This is a genomic window from Actinokineospora pegani (assembly GCF_009745975.1).
Taxonomy (GTDB): domain Bacteria; phylum Actinomycetota; class Actinomycetes; order Mycobacteriales; family Pseudonocardiaceae; genus Actinokineospora; species Actinokineospora pegani.
The window spans coordinates 168,132-190,560 of the sequence record NZ_WHOL01000061.1; the positions used below are offsets into that span (position 1 = coordinate 168,132).

A 22,429-nucleotide genomic window follows, 5' to 3' on the forward strand; every position below is an offset into this window, starting at 1 on the left:
GGTCAGATGGATTTGGGAAATCCGTCTCGGAGCCCTTGGAGGTGGACCTTGACGGTGGTCGAATCCGGCACGTCGACGCAGAAGTCGCCGAAGCTGCACGGACCGCGCGGTCCGAAACCCGCGCTGCACGTGGAACCCCTGATCGAACTCGAGTGGTCCGAAGCGCTGGAGCAACCAGGCGCCGCCACCGCGGACTCGCCGTCCGAGGCGCGCAGGGCGTGGGTGCACCGGGCGTCCGAATCCCAGGTCATGGCCCTGTACCGGGTCGCGGTCGGCTCCTCGCCGCACTCCGAGCTGCCCGCGCCGTGGTGGTTGCGGGCCATGGCCGCCGGGGGCCTGTCCTCGCGGCGCGAGGGCTTCTCGGTCGAGGACCGGGTGGCCAAGCTGCTCACCGCCCGCCCCGGCTGGGTCTTCGTGCCCTGGGGGCTGGAGGGCGACACCGGGTACTGGGAGTACATGCCCTCCGAGCGCAGGCTCGCCGAGCCGGGCGTTCCCACCACCCTGGCCTACACCCACCGCCACACCGGGTGGCTGGACGTCGTGCCGGTGCACGCGGAGATCGCGCCACCGGCGATCGCCGTCGGCGGCCTGGTGGACCTGCGCAAGAACCTGGCCCGCTTGGAGTCGTTGGCCCCCTGACCTGGCAGGCTGTCCGCCGTGACTTCCTCGCCGGAGCAGGACATGGACCTGACCCACCGCCGCTCCGTCGTCAGCTTCGTGCACCGGGGCGGGCGGATGACGGTGGGCCAGGCGAGGGCGTGGGAGCGGCACTGGCCCAGGCTCGGCCGCCAGGTGCGCGACCTGCCGCCCGGACCGCTGGACGCGGCGGCGTGGTTCGAGCGCGACGCCCCGCTGCTGGTGGAGATCGGCTCCGGCATGGGCGAGACGACCTCGCAGCTCGCCGCCGCCGACCCGTCGGTCAACTACCTCGCCGTCGAGGTCTACCAGCCGGGCCTGGCGCAGCTCATGCTGCGCGCGGAGAACCTCGGCCTGACCAACCTGCGCCTGCTGCGCGGCGACGCCGTCGACCTGTTCCGCGACCACGTCGAGCCCGCCTCGCTGACCGCCGTGCGCATCTTCTTCCCCGACCCGTGGCCGAAGAAGAAGCACCACAAGCGCCGCCTGGTCCAGTCGGAGTTCATCGCCCTGGTCGCCTCCCGCCTGCGCCCGGGCGGCACGCTGCACTGCGCGACCGACGTCGAGGACTACGCCGAGCAGATGCTCGAGGTCCTCTCCGGCGAGCCGCTGCTGCGCAACCGCTTCGACGGCTGGGCCCCGCGCCCGGACTGGCGGCCGGTCACCAAGTTCGAGGCGCGCGCCGAGGTCGAGGGCCGCGTCAGCCGCGACCTGATCTTCGAGCGCGCCTAGGCCTTCTCTCCGGGCTGCGGTGGCCAGGGCGGGTCGCGCCTGATCGCGGGCAGCCGGGGGAAGGGCCCCCGCCTGATGTAGCGGTAGCTGCCGATCACGTAGATCACGAGCATCAGCAGCAGGCTGCCGGGCCCGTGCAGCAGTGCCGTCCAGTGGCGGTCGGTCACCAGCGCGACGACGACCGCCACCACGGTGAAGGCGGCTGTCCACCCGAGACCGATCAGCGCGTGCTTGCGCACGTCGGCCATGCGCGTGCGCTGCTCGTCGTCCATCAGCCGCTCGCGGTCGGGCGCAGAACGATCTCCTGGAGGTGGGCGTCGGGGGTGGCCGTCACCGCCGCGCGGATGGCGGCGGCGACCGAGGCGGGCGCGAGGTACTTGGCCGCCTCGTACTCGCCGCCCTCGTCCGAGCGGACCGCGCGCTGCATGTCGGTGTCGACCCGGCCGGGGTAGACCGAGGTGACCCGGATGCCCGAGCCCTGCTCCTCGGCGCGCAGCACGTCGGCGTAGGCGCGCAGGGCGAACTTGCTCGCCGCGTACGGCCCCCACCCCGCGCCCGCGTTGCGGCCCTGGCCGGAGTTGACCAGCACCACGTGCCCCTTGGCCGACCGCAGCGCGGGCAGCAGCAGCCGGGTCAGCTCGGCCACGGCGACGACGTTGGTCTCGAACGTCGCGCGCCACAGGTCGGCCCTGGCCTCGGTCAGCGGGCCGACCTTGACCACGCCCGCCGAGTGCACGAGCACGTCGACGCTGCTCAGGCCCGCGGTGGCGGCGGCGACCGCGGTCGGGTCGGTGAGGTCGACCGGCCACGGCCGCGCGTCCGGGAACGAGCGGGCCAGCCGGTCGAGGGCCTCGATGTCCCGGCCGCCGAGCAGCAGGGTGTGGTCGGCGGCCAGGGACTCGGCGACGGCGGCGCCGATGCCTCGGCTGGCACCGGTGATGAGCGCGATGGGCATGCCCTGACGGTATCTACACCGTCAGCAGCCGCGCGGTGACACTCCCCGCGCGGGTCTGCGCGGCGAAGCGGTCGACGCGCGTCGGCTCGCCGTCGGCGACGACGGCGTCCCCGGCGACCCACACGTCGGTGACCCGGCGGTGGCCCGCGGCCCAGACCAGGGTCGATAGCACCTGCGGGTCCGGCACGTCCAGGCCGGAGGCGAAGGCGACGTCGTCCACGCCCACGTGCACGACGTCGGCCCAGCGGCCCGCCTCCAGCACGCCGATGTCCGTGCGGTGCAACGCCTCCGCACCGCCGCGGGTGGCCATCAGCAGCAGGTCGGCGGCGGTGACCACGGTCGAGTCCATCGTGGACACCCGGGCCAGCATCCCGGTCAGCCGCACGTCCTCCCACAGGTCCAGGTCGTCGTTGGAGGCCGGGCCGTCGGTGCCCAGGCCGATCGCGACGCCCGCCGCGCGCAGCTCGCGCAGCCGGGCGGTGCCCGAGGCCAGCTTCATGTTGGAGCCGGGGCAGTGCGCGACGCCGACGCCGTTGGCGGCGAACAGGGCGATGTCCTCGTCCGACAGGTGCACGCCGTGCGCGGCCAGGACCCGCCCGCCGTAGAAGCCCGCCTCCGCCAGCAGGGCGGGCACCGAGCCGAACTCCTCGCGCTGCTTGACGTCCTCGGGCAGCGACTCGGCGACGTGGATCTGGATGAGCGCCCCGCGCGCCCGCGCCGCCTCGGCCACCGAGCTCAGCGCGTCCGGGGTGAGCGTGTACGCCGAGTGCGGCCCGTACCCGACCTCCACCCGGTCGCCCGGGCCGGACAGCACGCCGTCGGCGTCGATCCAGGCATCGATGCCCGCGAGCTGCGCGCGCCAGTCGAACCCGGGCACGTCCATCACCGCGGGCGCCACCACGACGCGCGACCCGGTGTCGAGCGCGGCGCGGGCGACCTCCTCGGCGTGGAAGTACATCTCGGCGCTGGTCGTGACGCCCGCGCGCAGCATCTCCACCGAGCCCAGGACCATGCCGTCGTAGACGTCGCGCGGGGACATGGTGGCCTCGGCGGGCCAGATGACCTCCTGCAACCAGCGCACCAGCGGCAGGTCGCCGCCCATGCCGCGCAGCACCGTCATCGGGCTGTGCGCGTGCGCGTTGACCAGGCCCGGGAGCAGGATGCCGGTCAGCTCGCGGACCGGTCCGGCGAACTCGGGAGCGTGCGCGGCGGGCCCGCAGTGGGTGATCCGACCGGCGTCGTCGATGTCGACGACGGCATCCCGCAGCACGGAGCAGGCGGGGTCACACGGCAGGACGACAGGGGCGCGCAAACGCTGACTCATGCGCGGAGATCTTGCCACTCACCGGTTGCGGCCCCGTGTCTGGCGTAGGAACGCGGGCCCGCCGCTGGGCTCGACGGCGGGGAGGTAGGCCTCCGGCGCGTGCTCGATGCTGACGCCCGCGCGGTCGAAGGAGTGCAGCACGGCCCGGTTGAACTCCACCGCCACCCGCTGCCGCCACAGGCTGCGCTCGGTGGAGGTGTCCAGCCCCAGCCGCTCGGCCATCAGCCGCCCGTACCCGTAGGCGGCGTCGTCGGCGAGCACGTCCTCGCCGATCGTCTTGGCCATGTAGACGCCGTTGAACGGGGCGGCGGGGTAGGTGATGCCGCCGATGTGCAGCCGCATGTTGCTGATCACCGGCACCGCGTGCCAGCGCAGCGCCAGCCCGGCGAACCAGGGCAGGTCGGGGTGTGCCAGCGGCACCTCGAGCACGGCGGCCCTGGGCACCGGGTGCAGCCGGATGCCCTCGTGCTCGGTCTCCACCACCAGCGGCAGCGAGTCGAACGGCCCCTGCTCGGCCGGGGACATCCAGCCCTGCCTGGCCGCGGCGGTGGCGAAGTCGACGAACCGCCGGTCGCCCAGGACGCCCTGCCCGCCGCTGTACCCGGCGTACCGGACGAGCTGGTCGTTGCGGATGCGCGGCCCCACCCGCCACGGCGTGTCCGGCGCGAAGACGCTCACCATCGGCCGCACCTGCCCGCCCCCCGCGGCCATCCGCAGGTGCCGGACGCACTCCTCGGCCACCTCGGCGGCGTCGCGGATGCCGCGCAGGTCGCGCACGAGCACCCCGCGCCACGGCACGCTGTCGGGGCACCAGCCGCTCTCCCGCACCGCGATGCGGGCGCCGAAGGCCAGCTCAGCGGGGGTGTGCCGGTAGGTGCCGGTGGCGGCGATCTCGGAGCGGACCTTGGCCAGCCGCTGGGTGAGGTCGCCCGCCTTGGGCCGCGCCTCGTGGAATTGTTGCAAGAATCGCTCTGCAACTGGATACAGCGCGCTGCGGCCCGAAGTCGGTATCGACTCACGGTCATCGCGCAGAGCGGTCACTCTCCCTGTATCGGCCCCAACCGAGTCCCCCTGGATTACTCATACGGGTGAACTTGACTAGACCGAACACTACATAGAGTGAGATAACTCGACAGAAAACAACACAAAGAGTCGAGCACCGGTAACCGGTTACCCGCACCTCACGCCGCTGCGAGCACCCACCGAGGCGGGTGCTCGCAGCGGCGAACCAGACTGGGGCAGGGTCTAGCAGCCGACCTCGCGGCCGTACTTCCAGACCTGGGCGACCGACGGGCGGGGCTGGGTGTTGCCGCCGTCCGGCCAGTGCGCGAGGGGGTTGTCGGCGCTGGCGCCGTCGAGTTCGCCCGGGTGCTGGACCGAGACCAGGACGAAGTCGTCGGTGATGACCGGGCCGCAGGTCTCGGCGCCGACCGGGACGGTGAGGAACTGCTTGACCTGGCCGCGGTCGCGGCCGGTGGTCGGGACGACGAAGAGGCCGTCGTTGGAGCCCAGGGCGTTGCCGTCGGTGGAGACCCAGAGGTTGCCGAACTTGTCGAAGGCGAGGTTGTCCGGGCAGGAGATCGGGCTGACCTGGGTCTTGTCGTAGCCGCCGAAGTAGGTGTCGGCGGTGGCCGGGTCGCCGCAGACCAGCAGGAGGCGCCACGCGAAGGTGGTGGCGGTGTGGTCGCCGCGCGCCTCCTCCCACTCCAGGACGTGGCCGTTCTTGTTGCCGACGCGCGGGTTGATCTCCGTCGCGCCCTCCTTGCCCGCCTTGCCGCGGTCGGTGTTGTTGGTCAGCGCGGCGTACACGCGACCGGTCACCGGGTTGGCCTCGACGTCCTCGGGGCGGTCCATCTTCGTGGCGCCCACCTTGTCGGCGGCCAGGCGCGCGAAGACGTAGACCTCCTCGGCGGTGAAGCCCTCGACGTGCGACTTGGTCCCCGTCACCAGCGGGACCCACTCGCCGCGGCCGTCGAACTCGCCATCGGCGGGGAGCTTGCCGGAGCCATCGATCTCGGCGGCGGGGCTGTCGCCGGTGAACCTGGCGACGTAGAGGGTGCCGTCGTCGAGCAGCTTCTTGTTGGCCTCGCGCGCCTTGCGCGAGTTGCCCTTCTGGAAGCGGCCGGAGGAGACGAACTTGTAGATGTAGTCGAAGCGCTCGTCGTCGCCCATGTAGCAGACGACCCGGCCGTCGCGCGCGATGTGGACGGTCGCGCCCTCGTGCTTGAACCGGCCCAGGGCGGTGCGCTTGCGCGGGGCCTCGTTCGGCTCGTGCGGGTCGATCTCGACGATCCAGCCGTGGCGGTTGAACTCGTTGGGGTCCTTGGCCAGGTCGAACCGCGGGTCCAGGCGCTCCCACTTGCGGGTCGAGGTGGCTCCCGGCGTGCCGTAGCGGGCCACGCGCGCCTTCTCGGTCGGGTCGGTGACGGCCTGGCCGTTGGCGAAGTAGCCGTTGAAGTTCTCCTCGCCGGACAGGATCGTGCCCCACGGGGTCACGCCACCGGCGCAGTTGCCGAAGGTGCCGAGCACCTTGCGGCCGGTGGGGTCGGCCTTGGTCTTGAGGTACGCGGACCCGGCGGCCGGGCCGGTCACCTGGAACTCGGTCTGCACGGTGATCCGCCGGTTGTAGCGCCGGTCGAGCCGCACGACCAGCTTGCCGGTGCGGCGCTCGCGCTCCACGACGACGACGGAGAACCCGTGCCCGGTCCAGCCGATCCTGATCTGCTCGTCGGTCGGGTTCGCGGCGTCGTAGCCGGAGAACATGAACGACTCGGTGGTGTACTCGTGGTTCGAGCCCATCAGCCACTTGTCCCGGCCGAAGGGCACCAGCCCGCAGAAGTCGTTGTTGTAGCCGAACTGCTTGGCCTGCGCGGCGGCGGTCTGCTTGTCGAAGTCGAACCTGGGCGCGCCCGGCAGCACCGGGTCGCCCCAGCGGATCAGGACGTTCTGCTGGTACCCCTCGGCGGTGACCAGCCGGTCCTCCCGGTTGGGCGCGACGGCGGTGAAGTCCAGCCCCTTCGCAGGCTTCTGCCCGTGCCCGTTGCCGTGCCCGTTGCCGGGTCGCCCCCGGTCAGCGGCGGCGGTGCCCGCGAGCCCGGTGACCCCCGCACCGGCGACAGCCAGGACCGCACCCGCCTTGAGCATCCCCCGGCGACTGACGATGTTGCGCACGACATCGCCGAAGTAGGCGTTGTCGGACTCGTTGGGCGCCTCGTGGGCGCAAGCGTTGGCGCAGCGGTACTCGCAGGTGACCGCCGACCGCCCCGGCGGGTGGTTCGGCAGCAGCAGCGGCAGGTCGATCCGGCCGTCGGTGGTGGTCAACGGAGCCTCCTTGGTGGGAACGGCGTGAACCTAAGAGTCCAAGGCGGTGAAGACCCGTCATCGAGGTGAACGCCGGACGAACACCCACCCCGTCACCGCTGGTGATCAGGCGACTTCGGTGTCGAGCCAGTGCAACCGGGCGTCGACGCCGAAGCCGAGCACCTCCAAGGCGGACTGGGCCGACTCGAAGTGGCCGTTGAGGTGTTGTTCGTCGTCCTCGACCCCGAAGGCGACGGTTGTCTCCTCGTCGATGACCAGGCCGTAGGCCAGGACCACCAGGTTCGTGATGGCGCCCGCCGCGTTGCGCACCACCTCGTAGAGCGCGAAGCGCCGGGGCGCGCCCTGGTTCTCCAGCCAGCCCTCCCAGAGCTCGAGCAGCCGCTCGTCGGTCATCGGTTCCTCCCGGGTCGCATCGCAACGTTGCGATCATCTAACCCGACCGTGGACTGAAACGCGCATCATGACAATGACGCGATCGGGTGAATGCGAGATTGCCACGTTCCCGCCAGAATGGATCACATGACAACCATGAGGCAGCCGACGATGGCGCACCGCGGCCTCGGCGGGGAGCTTCGCCTGCTGCGCGAGTCCCGGAAGCTGAGCTGCAAGAAGGTCGCGGACCAGCTCGGCTGGCAGGCGTCGAAGATCTCCCGGATGGAGACCGGGAAGCAGGGTATCTCCACTGCGGATCTGGCCTCCATGCTGGTTGTTTACGGCGTGGTGGGCAAGGAGCGGGACCGGCTGCTGAAGATGGCCGAGCGCACGGACGACCTGGGCTACTGGGAGACCCAGCCAGCGCTGTCGAACGAGTCCAAGATGCTCCTGCGCATCGAACGCGAGGCCACGTCGATCGCCAACTTCGAGCCACTGCTGGTACCTGGCCTGGCCCAGACCGGTGACTACGTGCGGGCCGTCATGACGTCCGGCGGTGTGGCCACCGGCGACATCGACTCGCGCGTCTCGGCACGCATGGCGCGGCAGGTGGTCCTCAATCGGGACGAGCCACCGGCATACCGGATGCTGATTGACGAGTACGTCCTGCGCCGGGTGATCGGCACCCCCAAGATCATGGCCCGCCAGCTTCGCCACCTGCTGGAGATGATCGAGAAGCCCACCACGACGCTGCAAGTGTTGCCCATGGCGCTACGCGGACACCCTGGTCTCGACGGCCCGTTCCACATCCTCGACTTCGAGCAGCATCAGCCGGTCGTGCACCTGGAACAGAAGATTTCGGGCCTGTTCCTGGAAGAACCCGATCAGGTGGCGCTCTTCCGCGACGTCGCCGATAAGCTGAGCGCAGTCGCCTTGAGCCAGGCCAAATCGGCTGATCTCGTTGCGACCATCGCACAGGCGCACGACCGAGAGTGAGGCACCGTGGAGACCGGCTACGTGTGGCGCAAGGCGAGCTTCAGCGGCACCAACTCCAACTGCGTGGAGATCGCCTTTGCCTGGCGCAAGTCCAGCCACAGCGGCTCCAACTCCGACTGCGTCGAGCTGGGCTGGTCGGTCTCCCACACCGCCATCCGCGACTCCAAGAACCCCGCAGCAGGCCACCTCGTCCTCCCGCACGAATCCCTGCGCGCCCTGATCAACCAGCTCTAACCCCACCGCAGGGACCCCCATGTCCCTGCTGAGCGCGTACGCAACCACCCTCCAACGAGCCTTGGCCACCTTGGGCAAGGCCACCGAGTCGATGACAACCGCCGCCACCCACCTCACCAACAGCGGCACCCTCCTGGCCACCCTCACCGACCACCCCACCACCGCCACAGCCCATGACTACGCCCTCGACGACCTGGCCCGAGCCCACGCCAGAACCACCGAGGCCGCCGCCCTGATCTCCGGGTACCTAGCCGCCATCTGGGCACCCGCACCGCACCCCCGCGTAGCCCATCTACCCAAGTACCTGCCCGAACCGATCACTCGCCCCGGCACCGGCCGTAAGACCCACGGAAATTGGCAACGCTCGGACGGCCAAACCGGAAGCACCGTCAGCGGCCGCAGCTCAGAGGCTCAACTGGCCCGCGACTACTTGGCACACCACACGAACGATGATTTGCTCATCACCGAACATGTCGAGATGAAAATCGCAGCCGAACTGCGGCACACTTATCTCATCACCGGGCAGGTACACCACATGACTCTTGCGCTTAATAATCTACCCTGCCGCGGCTTGCTTAGTTGCGAAGCCATGTTGCCGCGCATTCTCCCTCCCGGCAGTTCAATCACAATTCACGCACCTAACGGCTACTACCGAACCTTTTGTGGAGCACGATAATGATTCCAATGACATTCTGGTACGATATTGACAAAGACGAGGGTTGGAACGCGGCCACCCCGGAAGAACTCGACGCCGCCCTCGACGCGCTTGCCGCCTTCCGGGGCCCGGACTGGCCTGCGGTCGCTCAGATCGCCCCCACCGCAGACCCACTGGCAGGCCCCGTTCTCGTAGCAGGCTTCTATCAGGTGTACGGCATCCTCCGGATGGCGACCAGAAGCGACGGGCGCACCTTGTTCAGCCGCGATCCGATCAGTTCCGACACGTCGACAATCCAGTACATCTACTGCGAGAACGAACTGGAACTCCCTGCCAATTCCCAACTTCCTGCCCCTCTCATCCGCGAGGCAGTGCACGAATTCGCCGAGACCGGTGAACGCCCCACCTGCCTACTCTGGCAAGAATGGCAATACTTCTGATAGACATGATTTCACTCTCGCTCTGGTACGAGGTCAGACAAGCGGATGGCCTAGTGGCCGCCACTCCAGCAGAACTCGATGCGGCTCTCACCACCATCGCCAACCACCGGGGCCCTGAATGGGCAGCCGTCGCCGAGATCACCTTCACGGAGGACTGGGAAACCGGGCCGCTGCTCTACGCGGGCTTCTACAAAGTCGCGGGCATTCTCTGGTTCAGCGGTCCTGGCGAACGAAATGCGTGGGTCAGCCGCGACCCCACCCGGTCCGACAGTTCGATCGTGCAGTTCATGTACTGCGAGAACGAGTTCGAGGTCCCCTCTGACGCCATTCTCCCAGCCCCGCTCATCCGCTGGGCGGTGCACGAATTCGCCGAGACCGGCGAGCGCCCGACCTGCCTCTTGTGGCAGGAGTGGCAGCCCGTCTGACTCAGGCCGGGGCGCCGCGTTCCTTGGCTGCCTTGGTCAGGTGGCAGCCGGTGCTGATGCTCAGGGTCGTGTTGGCAGCCGTGCCGAACAGCAGCTCCGCGCCGTATTCGTCCTTGAGGGACACCTCGTGGTCCTGCTGGCGGTCGACCACCACCTCCGGGTCGCCGAAGCCGAGTCCGCGCGCGGTCTCGGCGACGAGGGTCACCGCGGCGGTCCAGCGCTCGTCGGGGAGGTTGCCCGGGGACGAGCCCGAGGACAGGCGGCGGATCTCGCCGTCGGCGTCGATGTCGGTGAAGTCGGGGCCGCAGGCGGAGCCGCGGACGGGGGAGGCGGGGGGTTTCCACTCGGCGATGCCGAACTCGGCGACCAGTTGGTCGCGGATGGTCGACAGCAGGCCCTCGTACCTGGCCTGGGCCTCCTCGATGTCGGGGCGCTCGGACAGTGCCTGGTACTGCTCGTTGTGGTCCACGGACCCACCTTCCCCCTGATCGCCGCCCGGTGCGCAGGCGGCGACGAGAACAACTAGAGCCAACAGCCAGCGCATCAGTACGTCCCCGGGACCGGCCACGACAGGATGTCGCCGAAGCCCTTGCCGTCGTCGGTGACCACCCGGTCGGGCATGCCGCCGACGACGACGCTGAGGTTGTACTGGCTGGTGCTGGAATCGTCCATGTAGGCGCTGTGCCCGGTCGACTCGGTCAGCGTGCGGCCGTCCGGCAGTGTCGTCTCACCGGCGGAGACGTGGTTCATGCCGTCCATGTGGCTGGGGTCGATGCCGAAGTAGCCGAGGTCGCCGACGGCGTCGTTGCGGGCCTCGATGTAGTGGGCGTTGCCGGTGGGGACGTTGATGTTGTCCACGTCGTTGGTGCCCAGGCCGGGAGAGCCGAAGAAGACCGCGCTGTCCACGCCGGTGTTCTGCTGCAGGGCGAGGCCGGTGGTGGTCGAGCCGTACGAGTGGCCCAGGGCCGTCAGGTTCGGGTCGGTGTCGCGGCTGGCATCGATGCCGTTGAGGAACGGGGCCAGGCTGTCGGCGCCGCGCTGGGCGGAGCCGTCGCTCAGGACGGAGTTGGAGTCGAACAGGACGCCGCCCACGGAGAGCTGTGGGGCCTGGTAGCCGATCCAGGTCACCGTGGCCACCGAGCCGCCGTCGCCGTAGCGGGCCAACTCCTCCTCGGTGCGGAACTGCAACTGGGCCATGCTGTTGTCGTAGCCGCCCATGCTGCCGTCGACGGTCGAGGTCAGGCCGGGGGTGAACACCGCGACGTGGTCGGCGGTGTCGATGTTGCCGTTGGCGATGGCGGCCTCGGCGCGCTCGTCGCTCATGTCCAGCAGGAGCAACTGGCGCTCGCCGGGGCGGGCCAAGGTCTCCTCGATGGCGTCGAGCGAGTCCAGCTTGGCGTTGACCGCGTCCAGCTCGGCGTCGGCGCTGGTGAACGTGCCGCCGAACCAGTTGTCGTCCAGGTCGGCCTGCAGCTCGTCGCGGCGGGCCTCCAGCGCGGCGCGCTCGGTCTCCAGGCGGGCCCGGTTGGCCTCGTCGCGGGCCTCGCCGGGCACGCCGTCGAGGTTGCCGATCCACTCCGGGTGCTCGTCGATGATCGCCTGCTGCTCGGCCTCGGACAGCGAGTCCCACCAGCCGGCGTTGTCGTAGGGGGAGCCGTCCTCCGGCGGGCCGATCGTCGACAGCCCGCCCTGGCCCGCGCCCGCGTTCAGCGCGTCCTGCAGGCTCGTGGCGCCGCCGTCGTTGATCTCGCCCTTCTCGGCCGCGCGCAGCACGCCCGCCAAGTCCGAGTCGATGTCGGTCCCGCGGCGCACGGCCTGCTCGACCCGGTCGGCCAGCTCCTGCTGCACCCGCTGCCGCTCGCGGAAGTACTCGTCGATGTGGGCCGGGTCGTGCGCGGTCACCGGTGCGTTGTCCACGACCGAGCCGTCCTCGCGGATGACGAAGTGGTTCCGCTCGGCGATCGAGTCCGTCTCCGCGACCGAGTGCTTCAGCGCCTCGACGGCGTCGGACGCCTCGGCGACCCCCCGCCGCACCGCTGCCGCCGCCGCGACCAGCAGCTCCATGCTGTTCTGCAGCCGGTCGCGCTCCGCGCGCGCCCCGTCGGCCGCCTCGCCGGTCCACCCCTCGGGCACCCCGGAGGCGGTCAACTCGTCGCTGAGCCCGACCAGCTCGTCGCACCGCTGGTTGAGCCCGGTGACCGTGGCCTCGAGCGGGGCGGGCTGCCACTTGCGGATGTCCCCGTAGGTCGGCACGGCTACCGCACCGCCCCGAAGTCGGCGGTGGCGTCGTCCTCGGCGCCGACGTACCCGTCGGCCGAGCCGGAGACGTTGGTGGAGTAGTTGCCCGCCTCGGTGCTCCAGTTGCGCACCGCCCGCTCCCAAGCCGTGGCCAGCGCGGTGGCCGCCGCCCCGGCCTGCCCGCCGGGCAGCGCGGGCGCGATGCGCTCGACCTCGGCGCCCAGCTCGACCTTCGCAGCCTGCTCGGCGGCCTGACCAGCGGCTTTGGCCGCTGCCCGCATCGCCTCGATCTCGACCTCGTAACCCACAGGAGGGAGATTAACGGGAGAAAGGGCGGGGCGGCGCGCGTTTGCCGCACGCCGCCCCCTAAAGCACCAACCCCTAGAGGGTGTCCGCCTCACCCCGGATGAAGGCCTCGACGGCCTCGAAGGCGTCGTCGTCGGCGTACTGCTCCGGCGGGGACTTCATGAAGTAGCTCGACGCCGACAGGATCGGGCCGCCCAGGCCCCGGTCCTTGGCGATCTTGGCGGCGCGGACGGCGTCGATGATGACGCCCGCGGAGTTGGGGGAGTCCCAGACCTCGAGCTTGTACTCGAGGTTCAGCGGGGTGTCGCCGAAGGACTTGCCCTCGAGGCGGACGTAGGCCCACTTGCGGTCGTCGAGCCACGGCACGTGGTCCGAGGGGCCGATGTGCACGTCGGCCTTGGCCATCTCGTGCGGGATCTGGGAGGTGACCGACTGGGTCTTGGAGATCTTCTTGGACTGCAGGCGCTTGCGCTCCAGCATGTTCATGAAGTCCATGTTGCCGCCGAAGTTGAGCTGGTAGGTGCGCTGCAGCTCCACCCCGCGGTCCTCGAACAGCTTGGCCATCACCCGGTGGGTGATGGTCGCGCCGACCTGGGACTTGATGTCGTCGCCGACGATCGGGACGCCCGCCTCGGTGAACTTCGCCGCCCACTCGGGGTCGGAGGCGATGAACACCGGCAGGGCGTTGACGAACGCGACCTTGGCGTCGATGGCGGCCTGGGCGTAGAAGCGGTCCGCGTCCTCGGAGCCCACCGGCAGGTAGGACACCAGCACGTCGACCTCGGCCTCGCGCAGCGCAGCGACCACGTCGACCGGCTGCTCGTCGGACTCCTCGATCATCTCGCGGTAGAACTCACCGAGGCCGTCGAAGGTGTGACCGCGCTGCACGGTGACGCCCAGGGGCGGCACGTCGCAGATCTTGATGGTGTTGTTCTCACTGGCGACGATGGCCTCGGACAGGTCGCGGCCGACCTTCTTGGCGTCGACGTCGAAAGCGGCGACGAACTCCACGTCGCGGACGTGGTAGTCGCCGAACTGGACGTGCATCAGGCCGGGAACCCTGGTGGAGGGGTCCGCGTCCCGGTAGTAGTGCACGCCCTGCACCAGGGACGCGGCGCAGTTTCCGACGCCGACGATGGCCACCCGCACGCTCTGGCGGTTCTCGCCCATGCCGGTTCTCCTTCTCGTTTCCAAGCCGCGCTTGCGCGCGGGACTCGTCACAGGCACGTCGCCTGCCGGGGGTCTAGTCCGAAGGCCGCTGATCACGCTGCTCTGAGGCGATCAACTCGTTGAGCCAGCGCACCTCGCGCTCGCTCGTCTCCAGTCCCAGCCGGTGCAGCTCCCGGGTGTAGCGGTCGATCTGCTCACCCGCCCTGGCCATCGAGCTGCGCAGGCCTTCCCTGCGCTCCTCGACGCGCCTGCGCCTGCCCTCGAGGATGCGCATGCGCACCTCGGCCGGGGTCCGCGAGAAGAACGCCATGTGGACGTTGAACCCCTCGTCGTCCCAGGTCTGCGGGCCCGCGTCGGCGACCATGTCGGCGAAGCGCTCCTTGCCATCGGCGGTGAGCTTGTAGACGCGCTTGGCCCGCCTGCCCCAGCTCTTCTCCGGCTTGTCCGACCCCGGCGCCTCCTCGGCGATGAGCCCGGCCTTCAACAGCCTGCGCAACGTCGGGTAGAGGGAGCCGTAGGAGAAAGCACGGAGGGTGCCGAGCAGGTCGTACAGGCGTTTGCGCAGCTCATAGCCGTGCATCGGCGCCTCGTGAAGCAGGCCGAGGATGGCGAACTCGAGCACGGGCACCTCCTGACTGCACGGACGCTGACCTACTGGGTACTTATATCGTGCCGATACATCCGCAAGGTGTACAACTCGAAGCGCTGTGTCGATCGCCACCCCAACTCCGCAGGTGGGAGGTTTAGAACGGTGCGTCGCAGGTGACAGGGCCCGAGGCGCGGATGTGAGACCAACCGCATGTCGGCTGGCCCGATCGGACCACGGTCGTGGTAACGACCCCAAGTACTCTGGTCGCGTGCGAACACAGCGGCAGGTGGTCGACTACGCGTTGCAGCGCAGGTCGCTGCTCGCTGAGGTCTACTCGGGTCGGGTCGGCACCAACGAGGTGTGCGACGCGAACCCGTACCTGCTGCGCGCCGCGAAGTTCCACGGGCAGGCGACGGACTCGACCTGCCCGGTCTGCCGCAAGGAGTCGCTGACCCACGTGAGCTGGGTGTACGGGGACGAGCTCAAGCACGCCTCCGGCTCGGCCCGCGCGGTGGAGGAGTTGGAGCGCATGGCGGCCCTGTTCGAGGAGTTCACGGTCTACACCGTGGAGGTCTGCCGGACCTGTTCGTGGAACCACCTGGTGCAGTCATACGTCCTGGGAAGCGGGGGAGTCCGCACCCCGGGCACCCGAAGGCGGACGGCGGCGGAGTGACCAGCAGTTTCTCTGCCCGACCAAGCACGACCACCGAACGGCGAGCGCCCGCGCACCGCCGGTCTGGGAGGCCTTCTTCGTGAACGACCGCAGTGACAACCGGCCTGGCGCCCCGGACTGGCCCGAGGCTCCCGAGGAGCGCACGGGCCACTACAGCCCCGCCTGGGACGACGACTCGGGAGAGATCCCAACCGGCACCCGCAACGGCGGCCCGCGCCCAGGCAGCGGAGCACCCCCCGCGGGCGCTCCGCGCGGTGGCGCGCCCGGGGGCGGTGGCGAGCGACCCCGCTCGCACAGCGGTGAGCTGGCCACGGGCCGCCCCGGCCCGCCCAGGAGCCCCAGCGGCGAGCTGCCGACCGGTGGGCCCGGCCCGCGCGGTGGCCGCCCGGGCGCTCCCGGTGGCCGCCCCGGCGCGCCCCCCGCAGGTCCCCAGGGCGGCCCGCCCCGCGCAGGCGGTCCCATCCCCAATGGCGGTCCCATCCCCAATGGCGGTCCCGGCCCCAACGGCGGTCCGATCCCCAACGGTGCTCCGGGCCGTCCCGGTGGTCCCGGAGGCCCTGGCCCCAATGGCAGGCCCGGTGGACCCGGCCCGCGCGGTGGACCCGGCCCCCTCGGCGGTCCCGGCCCTAACGGTCCCGGCCCTAACGGTCCCGGCCCTAACGGTCCCGGTCCCCACGGCCCTGGCCCCCACGGCCCAGGGCCCGACCGGCGCGGCCCGGCAGCGGGCGCCGAGGGCGTCGGCGGTCCGACCCGCAACATCAGCAGGCCCCCGCCCGGTCGCGGTCCCGGCGGCCCGCAGCGCCCTGGGCAGCGCGGGCCCATGGGCCCGCCCCCCGGCTCCCCGGACGCGGCCACCGTGCTCAGCGCGGCGGGCATCACCGGCACCGCGATCTCCGGCAAGCGCGCGGGCGTCGAGGACCCGACGGTCCTGCTGTCGAAGTCGCAGGGTCAGGGCCAGTCCCGCTCCGAGCCGGAGCTGCTGACCCACCGCGAGTTCGACGACGACTTCACCAGCACCCCGGCAGCGGGCTACTCCGACGACGACGGGCCGGACGACGAGCCCACGACGGAGGAAGAGCAGCGGATGCGGCGCAAGAAGATCTGGCGACGGGTCCGGCGGACCTGCTACGTGCTGCTGGCCCTGGGCATCATCGGGCCCGTCCTGGCCTTCTTCATCACCTACCAGATGGTCGAGGTGGAAGACCCCTCGGCCGTCGCGGAGGGGCAGGACAAGGTCGTCACGGTGCAGTACGCCGACGGCTCGGAGATGGCGAGCCTGGCCAAGTCCGGCGGCAACCGCATCATGCTCCAGTACGACCAGATCCCGGACCCGATCAAGAAGGCCGTGTTCGCGGCCGAGGACGCCACCTTCGAGACCAACTCGGGCTTCGACCTGACGGGCATCGCGCGCGCGGTGTTCGCCAACGTCACCGGCGGCCAGGGCGGCGGCTCGACGATCAGCCAGCAGTACATCAAGAAGGCCTCCGGCAACGACGACCCGACCCTGTCCCGCAAGTGGGTCGAGGTCGTCAAGTCCTACAAGATGACCAAGACCTACGAGAAGAACGACATCATCACCGCGTACCTGAACACGATCTACTTCGGGCGCGGCGCGTACGGCGTGGCGGCGGCCTCCAAGGCCTACTTCGACGTGGACATCAGCGAGGTCACCCCGACCCAGGCCGCGCTGCTGGCCGGGATGATCCAGACCCCGAGCAGGGGCAGCCACGACGCCGAGTACCACCACCAGCGCTGGGACTACGTCAGCAACCGGATGATCTCCCTCGGCTGGTGGAGCGCTGGAGAGAAGGCGAACAACCCGTTCCCGGCACCGATCCCCTACACCGGCGTCAGCTCGCTCGGCTCGCTGCCCGGCCCGCGGCGGGTGGTGATCGACCGGGTGTACGACGAGCTCAAGGACCGCTACGGGCTCGAAGAGGAAGACATCAAGCGCGACGGGTACGTCATCCAGTTGACGATCGACAAGAAGGCGCAGGAGCTCGCCGAGCAGGCCGTCGCGGAGGTCATGGAGGGGCAGCCCGCCAACCTGATGCCCGGTCTCGTCGCGGTCGACCCGAAGACCGGTGAGATCCGCGCGTACTACGGCGCCGCCCAGGCCGGGTTCGACTACGCCAACGCCGTGCAGGAGCCCGGCTCGGCGTTCAAGCCGTTCGACCTGGTGGGGCTGCTACAGAAGGGCAAGGGCCTCAACGAGGTCTACGACACCACTCCCAAGTCCTTCGGCGATGACGAGAAGACGGTCCGCAACGCCTCGACGCCCCGGTGCGGCAGGTCGTGCACCGTGGCGGAGGCGATGAAGGAGTCGCTGAACGTGGTCTTCAGCGACATGGTCTACAACGACGTCAAGCCGGTCAACGTGGCCAAGGCCGCCGAACAGGCGGGCATCCGCTCCGACCTGTCCAAGGCCTCGAACGACATCAACATCGCCATCGGCGGTGGCGCCACCCAGGTGAAGACAACCGAGATGGCCTCGGCCTACGCGACGTTCGCCGCCAACGGCACCTACCGCGCCCCGCACCTGGTGGCGAAGGTGACCTACCCCGACGGCGGCGTCCGCATCGACGCCAAGACCCAGCCGGACCTGGCCGAGAAGCCCGCCTTCGACGCCGAGGACCCCGAGCGCAACCAGAAGATCGCCCGCAACGTCACCGAATCCCTGCTGCCGATCCCGGCCTACTCGAAGATCCCGTGCGCCGACAACCGCAAGTGCGCGGGCAAGACGGGCACCCACCAGTACCAGGACACCGAAGACAACTCCAAGGCGTGGATGGTCGGCTACACCCCGCAGATGTCCACCGCGGTGTCCATGGGCGGTGACAAAACCAGCCAGATCCTCCGCAACGCCGAGGGCAAGCCCATCTACGGCTCCGGCCTGCCCGGCGAGATCTGGAAGAAGTTCATGGACAGCTACCACGAAGGCCTGCCCAAGGAGGACTTCGGCAAATACGTGCCGATGGGCAAGGTCTCGAGCAAGCCGACCAAGACCAATGGGAACGGCAACGACAGCGACAACGACAACAACCGGCCGAGCAGCACCCAGACCTCGACGCCGGAGCTGACCACACCCCCCTCGGTCCCGAAGCCGCCCAGCACCGAGCCCGAGGAACCGCCCGCCTCCACCACGTCCACCACCCGGACCCGTCCTCCGGGCGGTGGCGACGACGACGGACCGGGCTTCCCCTTCCCGGGCAACGGCCCGGGCGGCGGAAACGGCGGCGGTCAAGCAGGCGGTTGACCGTGGTGGAGGGCCTGGGGGCGATCAGCCCCCGGGCCCTCCGCTTTCTCCGGGAAACGCCGGTCAGACACGGTGGACCGTTACCATGCGGCCGTGGCTGACACGGCGGCGAGCGACGACCGGCTGGCGGACACCGCGACCTTGGAGCCGGGCGACCGGGTGCGGCCGTCGGTGGCCGAGCCGATGGTGGTCGCGGCCAGCGGGGCGGTCGGGGGGCCGGTCGGGGAGCACGCGGTCATCGGGCGGCACTGGTTCTGGACGCCGTTGCGGGTGGCGCTGCTGCTCTCGGTGATCGCGCTGAGCCTGGGCTGGCTCGGCAAGGCGGCGTGCGCACAGCAGTACGACACGGGGAACGGGCAGGTCGCGCTGGATTGGCGGGCGAACCGGCCCTATGTGGCGTTGTGCTACACCGATGTCATCCCGCTCTATTCCGCCGAGCGGTTGAACCAGGGCGGCTTCCCCTACGCCACCAGTTGGGTGGAGAACGAGGGCGAGCCGAACGAGACCGTGCGGTACATGGAGTACCCGGTCCTGACGGGGCTCTTCCAGTGGGCCAACGCGAAGATGACCCAGGGGTGGGTCTCGATGGCGAGCAGCGGGTGGCTGCCGACCGCGCTGCCCGTCGTCATCTACTTCGACATCACCGCGTTCTGGCTCGCCCTGGCCTGGCTGGTCACGATCTGGGCGACGTTGCGCACGGCCAGGAAACGACCGTGGGACGCGGCGTTCATCGCGGTGTCCCCGCTGGTCATCGTGCACGCGTTCACGAACTTCGACACGTTGGCGACAGCGCTCGCCGCCGCGGGTGTGCTGGCGTGGGCGCGCAAGAAACCGGTGCTCGCCGGTGTGCTCATCGGACTCGGCGCGGCGGCGAAGCTCTATCCGGTGTTCCTGTTGGGCGCGTTGTTGGTCCTGTGCATCCGGGCCGGAAAGCTGAACGTGTGGGGCAAGACCGCCTTGGCCACGGTCCTTTCCTGGTTGGCGGTCAACGCCCCGTTCTTCATATCCGGGACCACCAGGGAGGGCTGGTGGCAGTTCTTCCGGCTGAACTCCATCCGGGACGCCGACCCCGATTCCCTCTACCACGTCATCGCCCGCTTCTCCGGGTGGGAGGGGTTCGACTTCGGGCGGCCGTTCGGTGAGTCGCCGGTGTGGCTCAACACCGTGAGCGCCGTCCTCTTCCTGATCGCGTGCGCGGCCATCGCGGCGATCGCGCTGCACGCGCCGAGGCGGCCGCGGTTCGCGCAGTTGGCGTTCCTGGTCCTGGCGCTGTTCCTGCTGACCAACAAGGTGTGGAGCCCGCAGTACTCGCTGTGGCTGGTCCCGTTCGCCGTGCTGGCGCTGCCGAGGTGGAAGCTGCTGCTGGCCTGGATGACGGTTGACGCCCTGGTGTGGGCGCCGCGGATGTTCTACTTCATGAACGACCCGAAGAAGGGCCTGCCCGAGGAGTGGTTCCTCAGCTTCGTCGTGCTGCGCGACGTCGCCGTGCTCGTGCTGGTCGCCGTGGTGGTCTACGAGATCTACCACCCCGCCCGGGACCTGGTGCGGGCTGGCGGTGACGACGACCCGGCGGGCGGTGTGGTGGACAACGCCCCGGACCAGGTCGTTATCCACTCGAGAAAGCAAGACGCGCTGGTTTAGCCTGCCTTGGCGGGCGCAGGCGAAGGCATCCGCACCGCGCAGTGGTGGGATGACCGGAGGCTTGTGTCGTGAAGAGTTCCCGATCCGGGCTTGTCTACGGCTTTCTCGCGTACCTGACCTGGGGTTTCTTCCCCCTCTACTGGCCGCTGCTGGAACCGGCGGGCCCGGTGGAGGTGCTGGCGCACCGAATCGTGTGGTCGGTCCTCGCGGTGGGGGCACTCATCCTCGTCCTGCGGCGCTGGCAGCGGCTCAAGGTGGTCGCGGCCAACCGGCGGCGCATGGGCTTCATCGCCGTCGGGGCGGTCACCATCGCCCTCAACTGGGGCATGTACATCTACGGCGTCAACTCGGGGCAGGTCGTCGAGGCGTCGCTGGGCTACTTCATCAACCCGCTGATCACGATCCTGCTCGGCGTCCTGGTCATGGGGGAGCGGCTGCGGGCCGGGCAGTGGGCGGGTCTCGCGATCGCGCTCGGCGCGGTGGTGCAGCTCAGCGTCGAGGCCGGGCGGCTGCCGTGGATCGCGCTGACGCTGGCGTTCTCGTTCGGCACCTACGGGCTGATGAAGAAGAAGGCCGACGTCGGCTCGACCGAGGGCCTGGCCCTGGAGACCGCCATCCTCAGCCCCCTCGCCCTGGTCTACCTGGTCTGGCTGAGCGCCGCGGGCGGCGGCGCGTTCGGGCACTTCGGCTGGGGACACGCGCTGCTGCTGGTCGGGACCGGCGTGGTCACCGCGGTGCCGCTGCTGCTGTTCGGCGCGGCGGCCGTGCGCATCTCGATGACGACCATGGGCGTCATGCAGTACCTGGTGCCGATCCTGCAGTTCGCGATCGGCGTCTTCCTCTACCACGAGCAGATGAGCTCATCCCGGTGGATCGGGTTCGGCCTGGTGTGGCTGGCGCTGGTCGTGATCACCGCTGAATCGCTGGCACACCGCCGCCGGGTGGCCCAGGTGGCACCGGAGATGGTGTCCTGACCCCGTCGTCGTCCTCGGCGAAGGTCGTCCTCGCGCTCAGGAACACGATGAACAGACCGACCAGCAACCCGGCTCTGCCCCACACGCCGATCATCACCAACTGCGCGACGAAGCCGTCGTCGATGCCCGACGCCGTGCCATCGGCGATCGCGGCGAACCACAGGAAGATGCCGACGCCCATCGCCAGGTCGGCGACGAAGTAGGCCACGATCCAACCCCACCGCACCCGCAGCAGCACCAGCATCGGCACCAGCCACAGCGTGTACTGCGGCGAGTGCACCTTGTGCAGCAGCAGGAACCCGCAGAGCATCGCCGCGGACACCGCCACCCACGGGTAGGCGCCCTCGCGCCGGTAGCGCGCCCAGCCGAACGCGCAGGCGATGCCGAACGCGACGAACATCAGCAGCGGCGAAGCGACGTTGACCATCTGGTGCACGGCCTCGTTGCCGGGGTCGGACTCCGGGCGCAGCGCCCAGTACCAGATGGAGTTCGAGGTGATGTCGGCTTGGCGCTGGCCCTGGAACACGAACGAGGCCAGCCAGCCGTCGAACCCGGCGAGGGCGAACGGCACGTTGGCCGCGATGCCGGTGCCCATGGCGACCAGGGCGACCTTGACCATCCCGGCCCAGTCGCGGGCCTTGCCCCCGGCCAGCTCCGCGCCGCCGCGGCCGCCGGTGAGCACGTAGAGCATCAGCGGCAGCACGAAGATCGCCGGGTAGATCTTGAACGCGAACCCGAGCCCGAGCAGCACGGCGCTGGCGAAGGCCCGCTGCCGCAGCGGCCGATCGGCCCCCCGCTTGCCCCACCCGCGCTGCACGACGTACACCGCGGCGACGGCGCAGAACACGACCGGGAGCTCCCAGTTGTGGAACGCGTAGAGCACCAGCGGTGGCGTCGCGGCCCAGATGAGCGCCCGCCAGCGCGACAGCTTGGCCAGCAGCCACGCCGTGAGCAGGCCGAACGGGGCCATGATGAGCGCCGAGGCGAGCAGGAACCCGGCGTCGGTGTGCACGAACATCGCGCCGAGCCAGATCAGCAGCCCGGTCAGGACCGGGTATTCCACGGTGCCGCCGCTGAGCTCGCCGCGCTCGTTGATCGCGCCGTGCACGTACGGGAAGACGTGCCGGTCGACGTCGCGGCCGATCCAGAGGAACTGGATGTCGGAGTAGCAGGCCTCGGAGTACTTGGCGATCTCGAAGTCGGGCTGGCTGCGGCCGAAGGCGTCGAACTCCGAACCGGTGCACCGGTCCTTGTTCGCGAACCCGAGCGCCAGCGTGAGCCCGCACAGCAGCACGACCAGCGCCAGCGCGGCGCGGCCGAACCGGGCGAGCCCGGATGGCGGGTCGGGCCGCCGCGGCGGGCTGTCCACTCGGTCGTCCGGCACCAGGTCCGCCTGCCCCGTGTTCACCGCTCGAGGGCCTCACGCAGGAAGGCGATGTCCGCCGCCTGCCCGTCGGCGGGGGTCTCGACCACGGCGGGCGCGGCGGCGGCG

The 22,429-nt window shown here is 70.1% G+C and carries 23 protein-coding genes and 1 pseudogene; 11 read left to right on the top strand and 13 right to left on the bottom strand.

Features of this window, described 5'->3' with window-relative positions; genetic code table 11:
- Nucleotides 1-54 precede the first annotated feature (54 nt).
- The gene (locus GCL84_RS07550) at nucleotides 55-639 is read left to right on the top strand and encodes a hypothetical protein (protein ID WP_235926061.1); all 585 of its coding nucleotides are present in this window, start codon (nucleotides 55-57) and stop codon (nucleotides 637-639) included.
- Between the two features lie 42 nt (nucleotides 640-681).
- Nucleotides 682-1,368 carry a tRNA (guanosine(46)-N7)-methyltransferase TrmB gene (trmB, locus tag GCL84_RS07555; protein ID WP_235926062.1) on the top strand — a complete coding sequence of 229 codons (687 nt, stop codon included), beginning with the start codon at nucleotides 682-684 and terminating at the stop codon, nucleotides 1,366-1,368.
- Here the strand turns inward: trmB and GCL84_RS07560 are convergent.
- The 6 genes from GCL84_RS07560 to GCL84_RS07585 form a co-directional block, all read right to left on the bottom strand.
- On the bottom strand, nucleotides 1,365-1,640 hold the full coding sequence (locus GCL84_RS07560; protein ID WP_156754644.1) for a hypothetical protein: 276 nt from the start codon (nucleotides 1,638-1,640) through the stop codon (nucleotides 1,365-1,367). The two genes, trmB and GCL84_RS07560, sit on opposite strands and share 4 nt — an antisense overlap.
- Entirely contained in the window at nucleotides 1,640-2,323 is a 684-nt protein-coding gene (locus GCL84_RS07565; RefSeq protein WP_156754645.1) for an SDR family oxidoreductase, read from the bottom strand. The genes GCL84_RS07560 and GCL84_RS07565 overlap by 1 nt, the downstream gene beginning before the upstream one ends.
- A 13-nt stretch (nucleotides 2,324-2,336) precedes the next feature.
- Nucleotides 2,337-3,647 carry an amidohydrolase family protein gene (locus tag GCL84_RS07570; protein WP_156754646.1) on the bottom strand — a complete coding sequence of 437 codons (1,311 nt, stop codon included), beginning with the start codon at nucleotides 3,645-3,647 and terminating at the stop codon, nucleotides 2,337-2,339.
- 18 nt (nucleotides 3,648-3,665) lie between these two features.
- Complete coding sequence (locus GCL84_RS07575; protein ID WP_156754647.1) at nucleotides 3,666-4,688, bottom strand: nitric oxide synthase oxygenase; 1,023 nt, start codon at nucleotides 4,686-4,688, stop codon at nucleotides 3,666-3,668.
- A gap of 204 nt (nucleotides 4,689-4,892) precedes the next feature.
- Nucleotides 4,893-6,968 carry a PhoX family protein gene (locus tag GCL84_RS07580; protein ID WP_156754648.1) on the bottom strand — a complete coding sequence of 692 codons (2,076 nt, stop codon included), beginning with the start codon at nucleotides 6,966-6,968 and terminating at the stop codon, nucleotides 4,893-4,895.
- Between the two features lie 105 nt (nucleotides 6,969-7,073).
- Entirely contained in the window at nucleotides 7,074-7,361 is a 288-nt protein-coding gene (locus GCL84_RS07585) for a hypothetical protein (protein ID WP_156754649.1), read from the bottom strand.
- A 126-nt stretch (nucleotides 7,362-7,487) separates the two neighbouring features.
- Between GCL84_RS07585 and GCL84_RS07590 the strand changes: the two genes are divergently transcribed.
- From GCL84_RS07590 to GCL84_RS07610, 5 genes are read left to right on the top strand one after another with little or no spacing between them, the layout of a single operon-like run.
- Nucleotides 7,488-8,336: a helix-turn-helix domain-containing protein gene (locus GCL84_RS07590; RefSeq protein WP_156754650.1), complete on the top strand. Its 849-nt coding sequence runs from the start codon at nucleotides 7,488-7,490 to the stop codon at nucleotides 8,334-8,336.
- A 6-nt stretch (nucleotides 8,337-8,342) separates the two neighbouring features.
- The gene (locus GCL84_RS07595; RefSeq protein WP_156754651.1) at nucleotides 8,343-8,570 is read left to right on the top strand and encodes a DUF397 domain-containing protein; all 228 of its coding nucleotides are present in this window, start codon (nucleotides 8,343-8,345) and stop codon (nucleotides 8,568-8,570) included.
- Nucleotides 8,571-8,589: 19 nt separating this feature from the next.
- Nucleotides 8,590-9,246: a DddA-like double-stranded DNA deaminase toxin gene (locus GCL84_RS07600; protein WP_156754652.1), complete on the top strand. Its 657-nt coding sequence runs from the start codon at nucleotides 8,590-8,592 to the stop codon at nucleotides 9,244-9,246.
- 8 nt (nucleotides 9,247-9,254) lie between these two features.
- A complete protein-coding gene (locus GCL84_RS07605) occupies nucleotides 9,255-9,665 on the top strand; it encodes an Imm1 family immunity protein (RefSeq protein WP_197523080.1) in 411 nt (136 codons plus the stop codon).
- Nucleotides 9,650-10,090: an Imm1 family immunity protein gene (locus GCL84_RS07610; RefSeq protein ID WP_156754654.1), complete on the top strand. Its 441-nt coding sequence runs from the start codon at nucleotides 9,650-9,652 to the stop codon at nucleotides 10,088-10,090. The genes GCL84_RS07605 and GCL84_RS07610 overlap by 16 nt, the downstream gene beginning before the upstream one ends.
- A gap of 1 nt (nucleotide 10,091) precedes the next feature.
- Here the strand turns inward: GCL84_RS07610 and GCL84_RS07615 are convergent, their stop codons facing one another.
- The 5 genes from GCL84_RS07615 to GCL84_RS07635 form a co-directional block, all read right to left on the bottom strand.
- A complete protein-coding gene (locus GCL84_RS07615) occupies nucleotides 10,092-10,559 on the bottom strand; it encodes an LppA family lipoprotein (protein WP_235926055.1) in 468 nt (155 codons plus the stop codon).
- A 74-nt stretch (nucleotides 10,560-10,633) separates the two neighbouring features.
- Entirely contained in the window at nucleotides 10,634-12,343 is a 1,710-nt protein-coding gene (locus GCL84_RS07620) for an alpha/beta hydrolase (RefSeq protein ID WP_156754656.1), read from the bottom strand.
- A gap of 2 nt (nucleotides 12,344-12,345) precedes the next feature.
- Nucleotides 12,346-12,636, bottom strand: a complete 291-nt coding sequence (locus tag GCL84_RS07625; protein ID WP_156754657.1) for a hypothetical protein — start codon at nucleotides 12,634-12,636, stop codon at nucleotides 12,346-12,348.
- A gap of 73 nt (nucleotides 12,637-12,709) precedes the next feature.
- Nucleotides 12,710-13,804 carry an inositol-3-phosphate synthase gene (locus GCL84_RS07630; protein WP_156754658.1) on the bottom strand — a complete coding sequence of 365 codons (1,095 nt, stop codon included), beginning with the start codon at nucleotides 13,802-13,804 and terminating at the stop codon, nucleotides 12,710-12,712.
- A 73-nt stretch (nucleotides 13,805-13,877) separates the two neighbouring features.
- Nucleotides 13,878-14,426, bottom strand: coding sequence for a PadR family transcriptional regulator (locus tag GCL84_RS07635; protein ID WP_156754659.1), 549 nt, complete (start codon nucleotides 14,424-14,426; stop codon nucleotides 13,878-13,880).
- A 235-nt stretch (nucleotides 14,427-14,661) separates the two neighbouring features.
- On the opposite strand from GCL84_RS07635, the gene GCL84_RS07640 reads away from it, so the two are divergent.
- The 4 genes from GCL84_RS07640 to rarD all read left to right on the top strand — a co-directional run bounded on the left by GCL84_RS07640 (nucleotide 14,662) and on the right by rarD (nucleotide 20,937).
- The gene (locus GCL84_RS07640) at nucleotides 14,662-15,066 is read left to right on the top strand and encodes a DUF5318 domain-containing protein (RefSeq protein ID WP_156754660.1); all 405 of its coding nucleotides are present in this window, start codon (nucleotides 14,662-14,664) and stop codon (nucleotides 15,064-15,066) included.
- An 820-nt stretch (nucleotides 15,067-15,886) separates the two neighbouring features.
- On the top strand, nucleotides 15,887-18,322 hold the full coding sequence (locus tag GCL84_RS07645) for a transglycosylase domain-containing protein (protein ID WP_156754661.1): 2,436 nt from the start codon (nucleotides 15,887-15,889) through the stop codon (nucleotides 18,320-18,322).
- Between the two features lie 93 nt (nucleotides 18,323-18,415).
- Nucleotides 18,416-19,963 (top strand): glycosyltransferase family 87 protein, encoded by a 1,548-nt coding sequence (locus tag GCL84_RS07650; RefSeq protein ID WP_235926056.1) that lies wholly within the window; start codon nucleotides 18,416-18,418, stop codon nucleotides 19,961-19,963.
- A gap of 68 nt (nucleotides 19,964-20,031) precedes the next feature.
- Complete coding sequence (rarD, locus tag GCL84_RS07655; RefSeq protein WP_156754662.1) at nucleotides 20,032-20,937, top strand: EamA family transporter RarD; 906 nt, start codon at nucleotides 20,032-20,034, stop codon at nucleotides 20,935-20,937.
- Here rarD and GCL84_RS07660 read toward each other — a convergent pair.
- Together GCL84_RS07660 and GCL84_RS29885 are read right to left on the bottom strand one after the other, a co-directional pair.
- Nucleotides 20,873-22,345, bottom strand: a complete 1,473-nt coding sequence (locus tag GCL84_RS07660) for a glycosyltransferase family 87 protein (protein ID WP_328618759.1) — start codon at nucleotides 22,343-22,345, stop codon at nucleotides 20,873-20,875. The genes rarD and GCL84_RS07660 overlap by 65 nt on opposite strands.
- Nucleotides 22,342-22,429: pseudogene (locus tag GCL84_RS29885) on the bottom strand (deoxyribonuclease IV); the annotation flags it as partial. The gene GCL84_RS07660 and the pseudogene GCL84_RS29885, both read right to left, overlap by 4 nt.

Coding starts and splice junctions, on each gene's coding strand:
- GCL84_RS07600 (WP_156754652.1), top strand. CDS start 8,590: ATGTCCCTGCTGAGCGCGTACGCAACCACCCTCCAACGAGCCTTGGCC.
- GCL84_RS07585 (WP_156754649.1), bottom strand. CDS start 7,361: ATGACCGACGAGCGGCTGCTCGAGCTCTGGGAGGGCTGGCTGGAGAAC.
- GCL84_RS07645 (WP_156754661.1), top strand. CDS start 15,887: ATGGGCCCGCCCCCCGGCTCCCCGGACGCGGCCACCGTGCTCAGCGCG.
- GCL84_RS07610 (WP_156754654.1), top strand. CDS start 9,650: ATGGCAATACTTCTGATAGACATGATTTCACTCTCGCTCTGGTACGAG.
- GCL84_RS07630 (WP_156754658.1), bottom strand. CDS start 13,804: ATGGGCGAGAACCGCCAGAGCGTGCGGGTGGCCATCGTCGGCGTCGGA.
- GCL84_RS07560 (WP_156754644.1), bottom strand. CDS start 1,640: ATGGACGACGAGCAGCGCACGCGCATGGCCGACGTGCGCAAGCACGCG.
- trmB (WP_235926062.1), top strand. CDS start 682: ATGGACCTGACCCACCGCCGCTCCGTCGTCAGCTTCGTGCACCGGGGC.
- GCL84_RS07570 (WP_156754646.1), bottom strand. CDS start 3,647: ATGAGTCAGCGTTTGCGCGCCCCTGTCGTCCTGCCGTGTGACCCCGCC.
- GCL84_RS07565 (WP_156754645.1), bottom strand. CDS start 2,323: ATGCCCATCGCGCTCATCACCGGTGCCAGCCGAGGCATCGGCGCCGCC.
- GCL84_RS07605 (WP_197523080.1), top strand. CDS start 9,255: ATGACATTCTGGTACGATATTGACAAAGACGAGGGTTGGAACGCGGCC.
- GCL84_RS07590 (WP_156754650.1), top strand. CDS start 7,488: ATGACAACCATGAGGCAGCCGACGATGGCGCACCGCGGCCTCGGCGGG.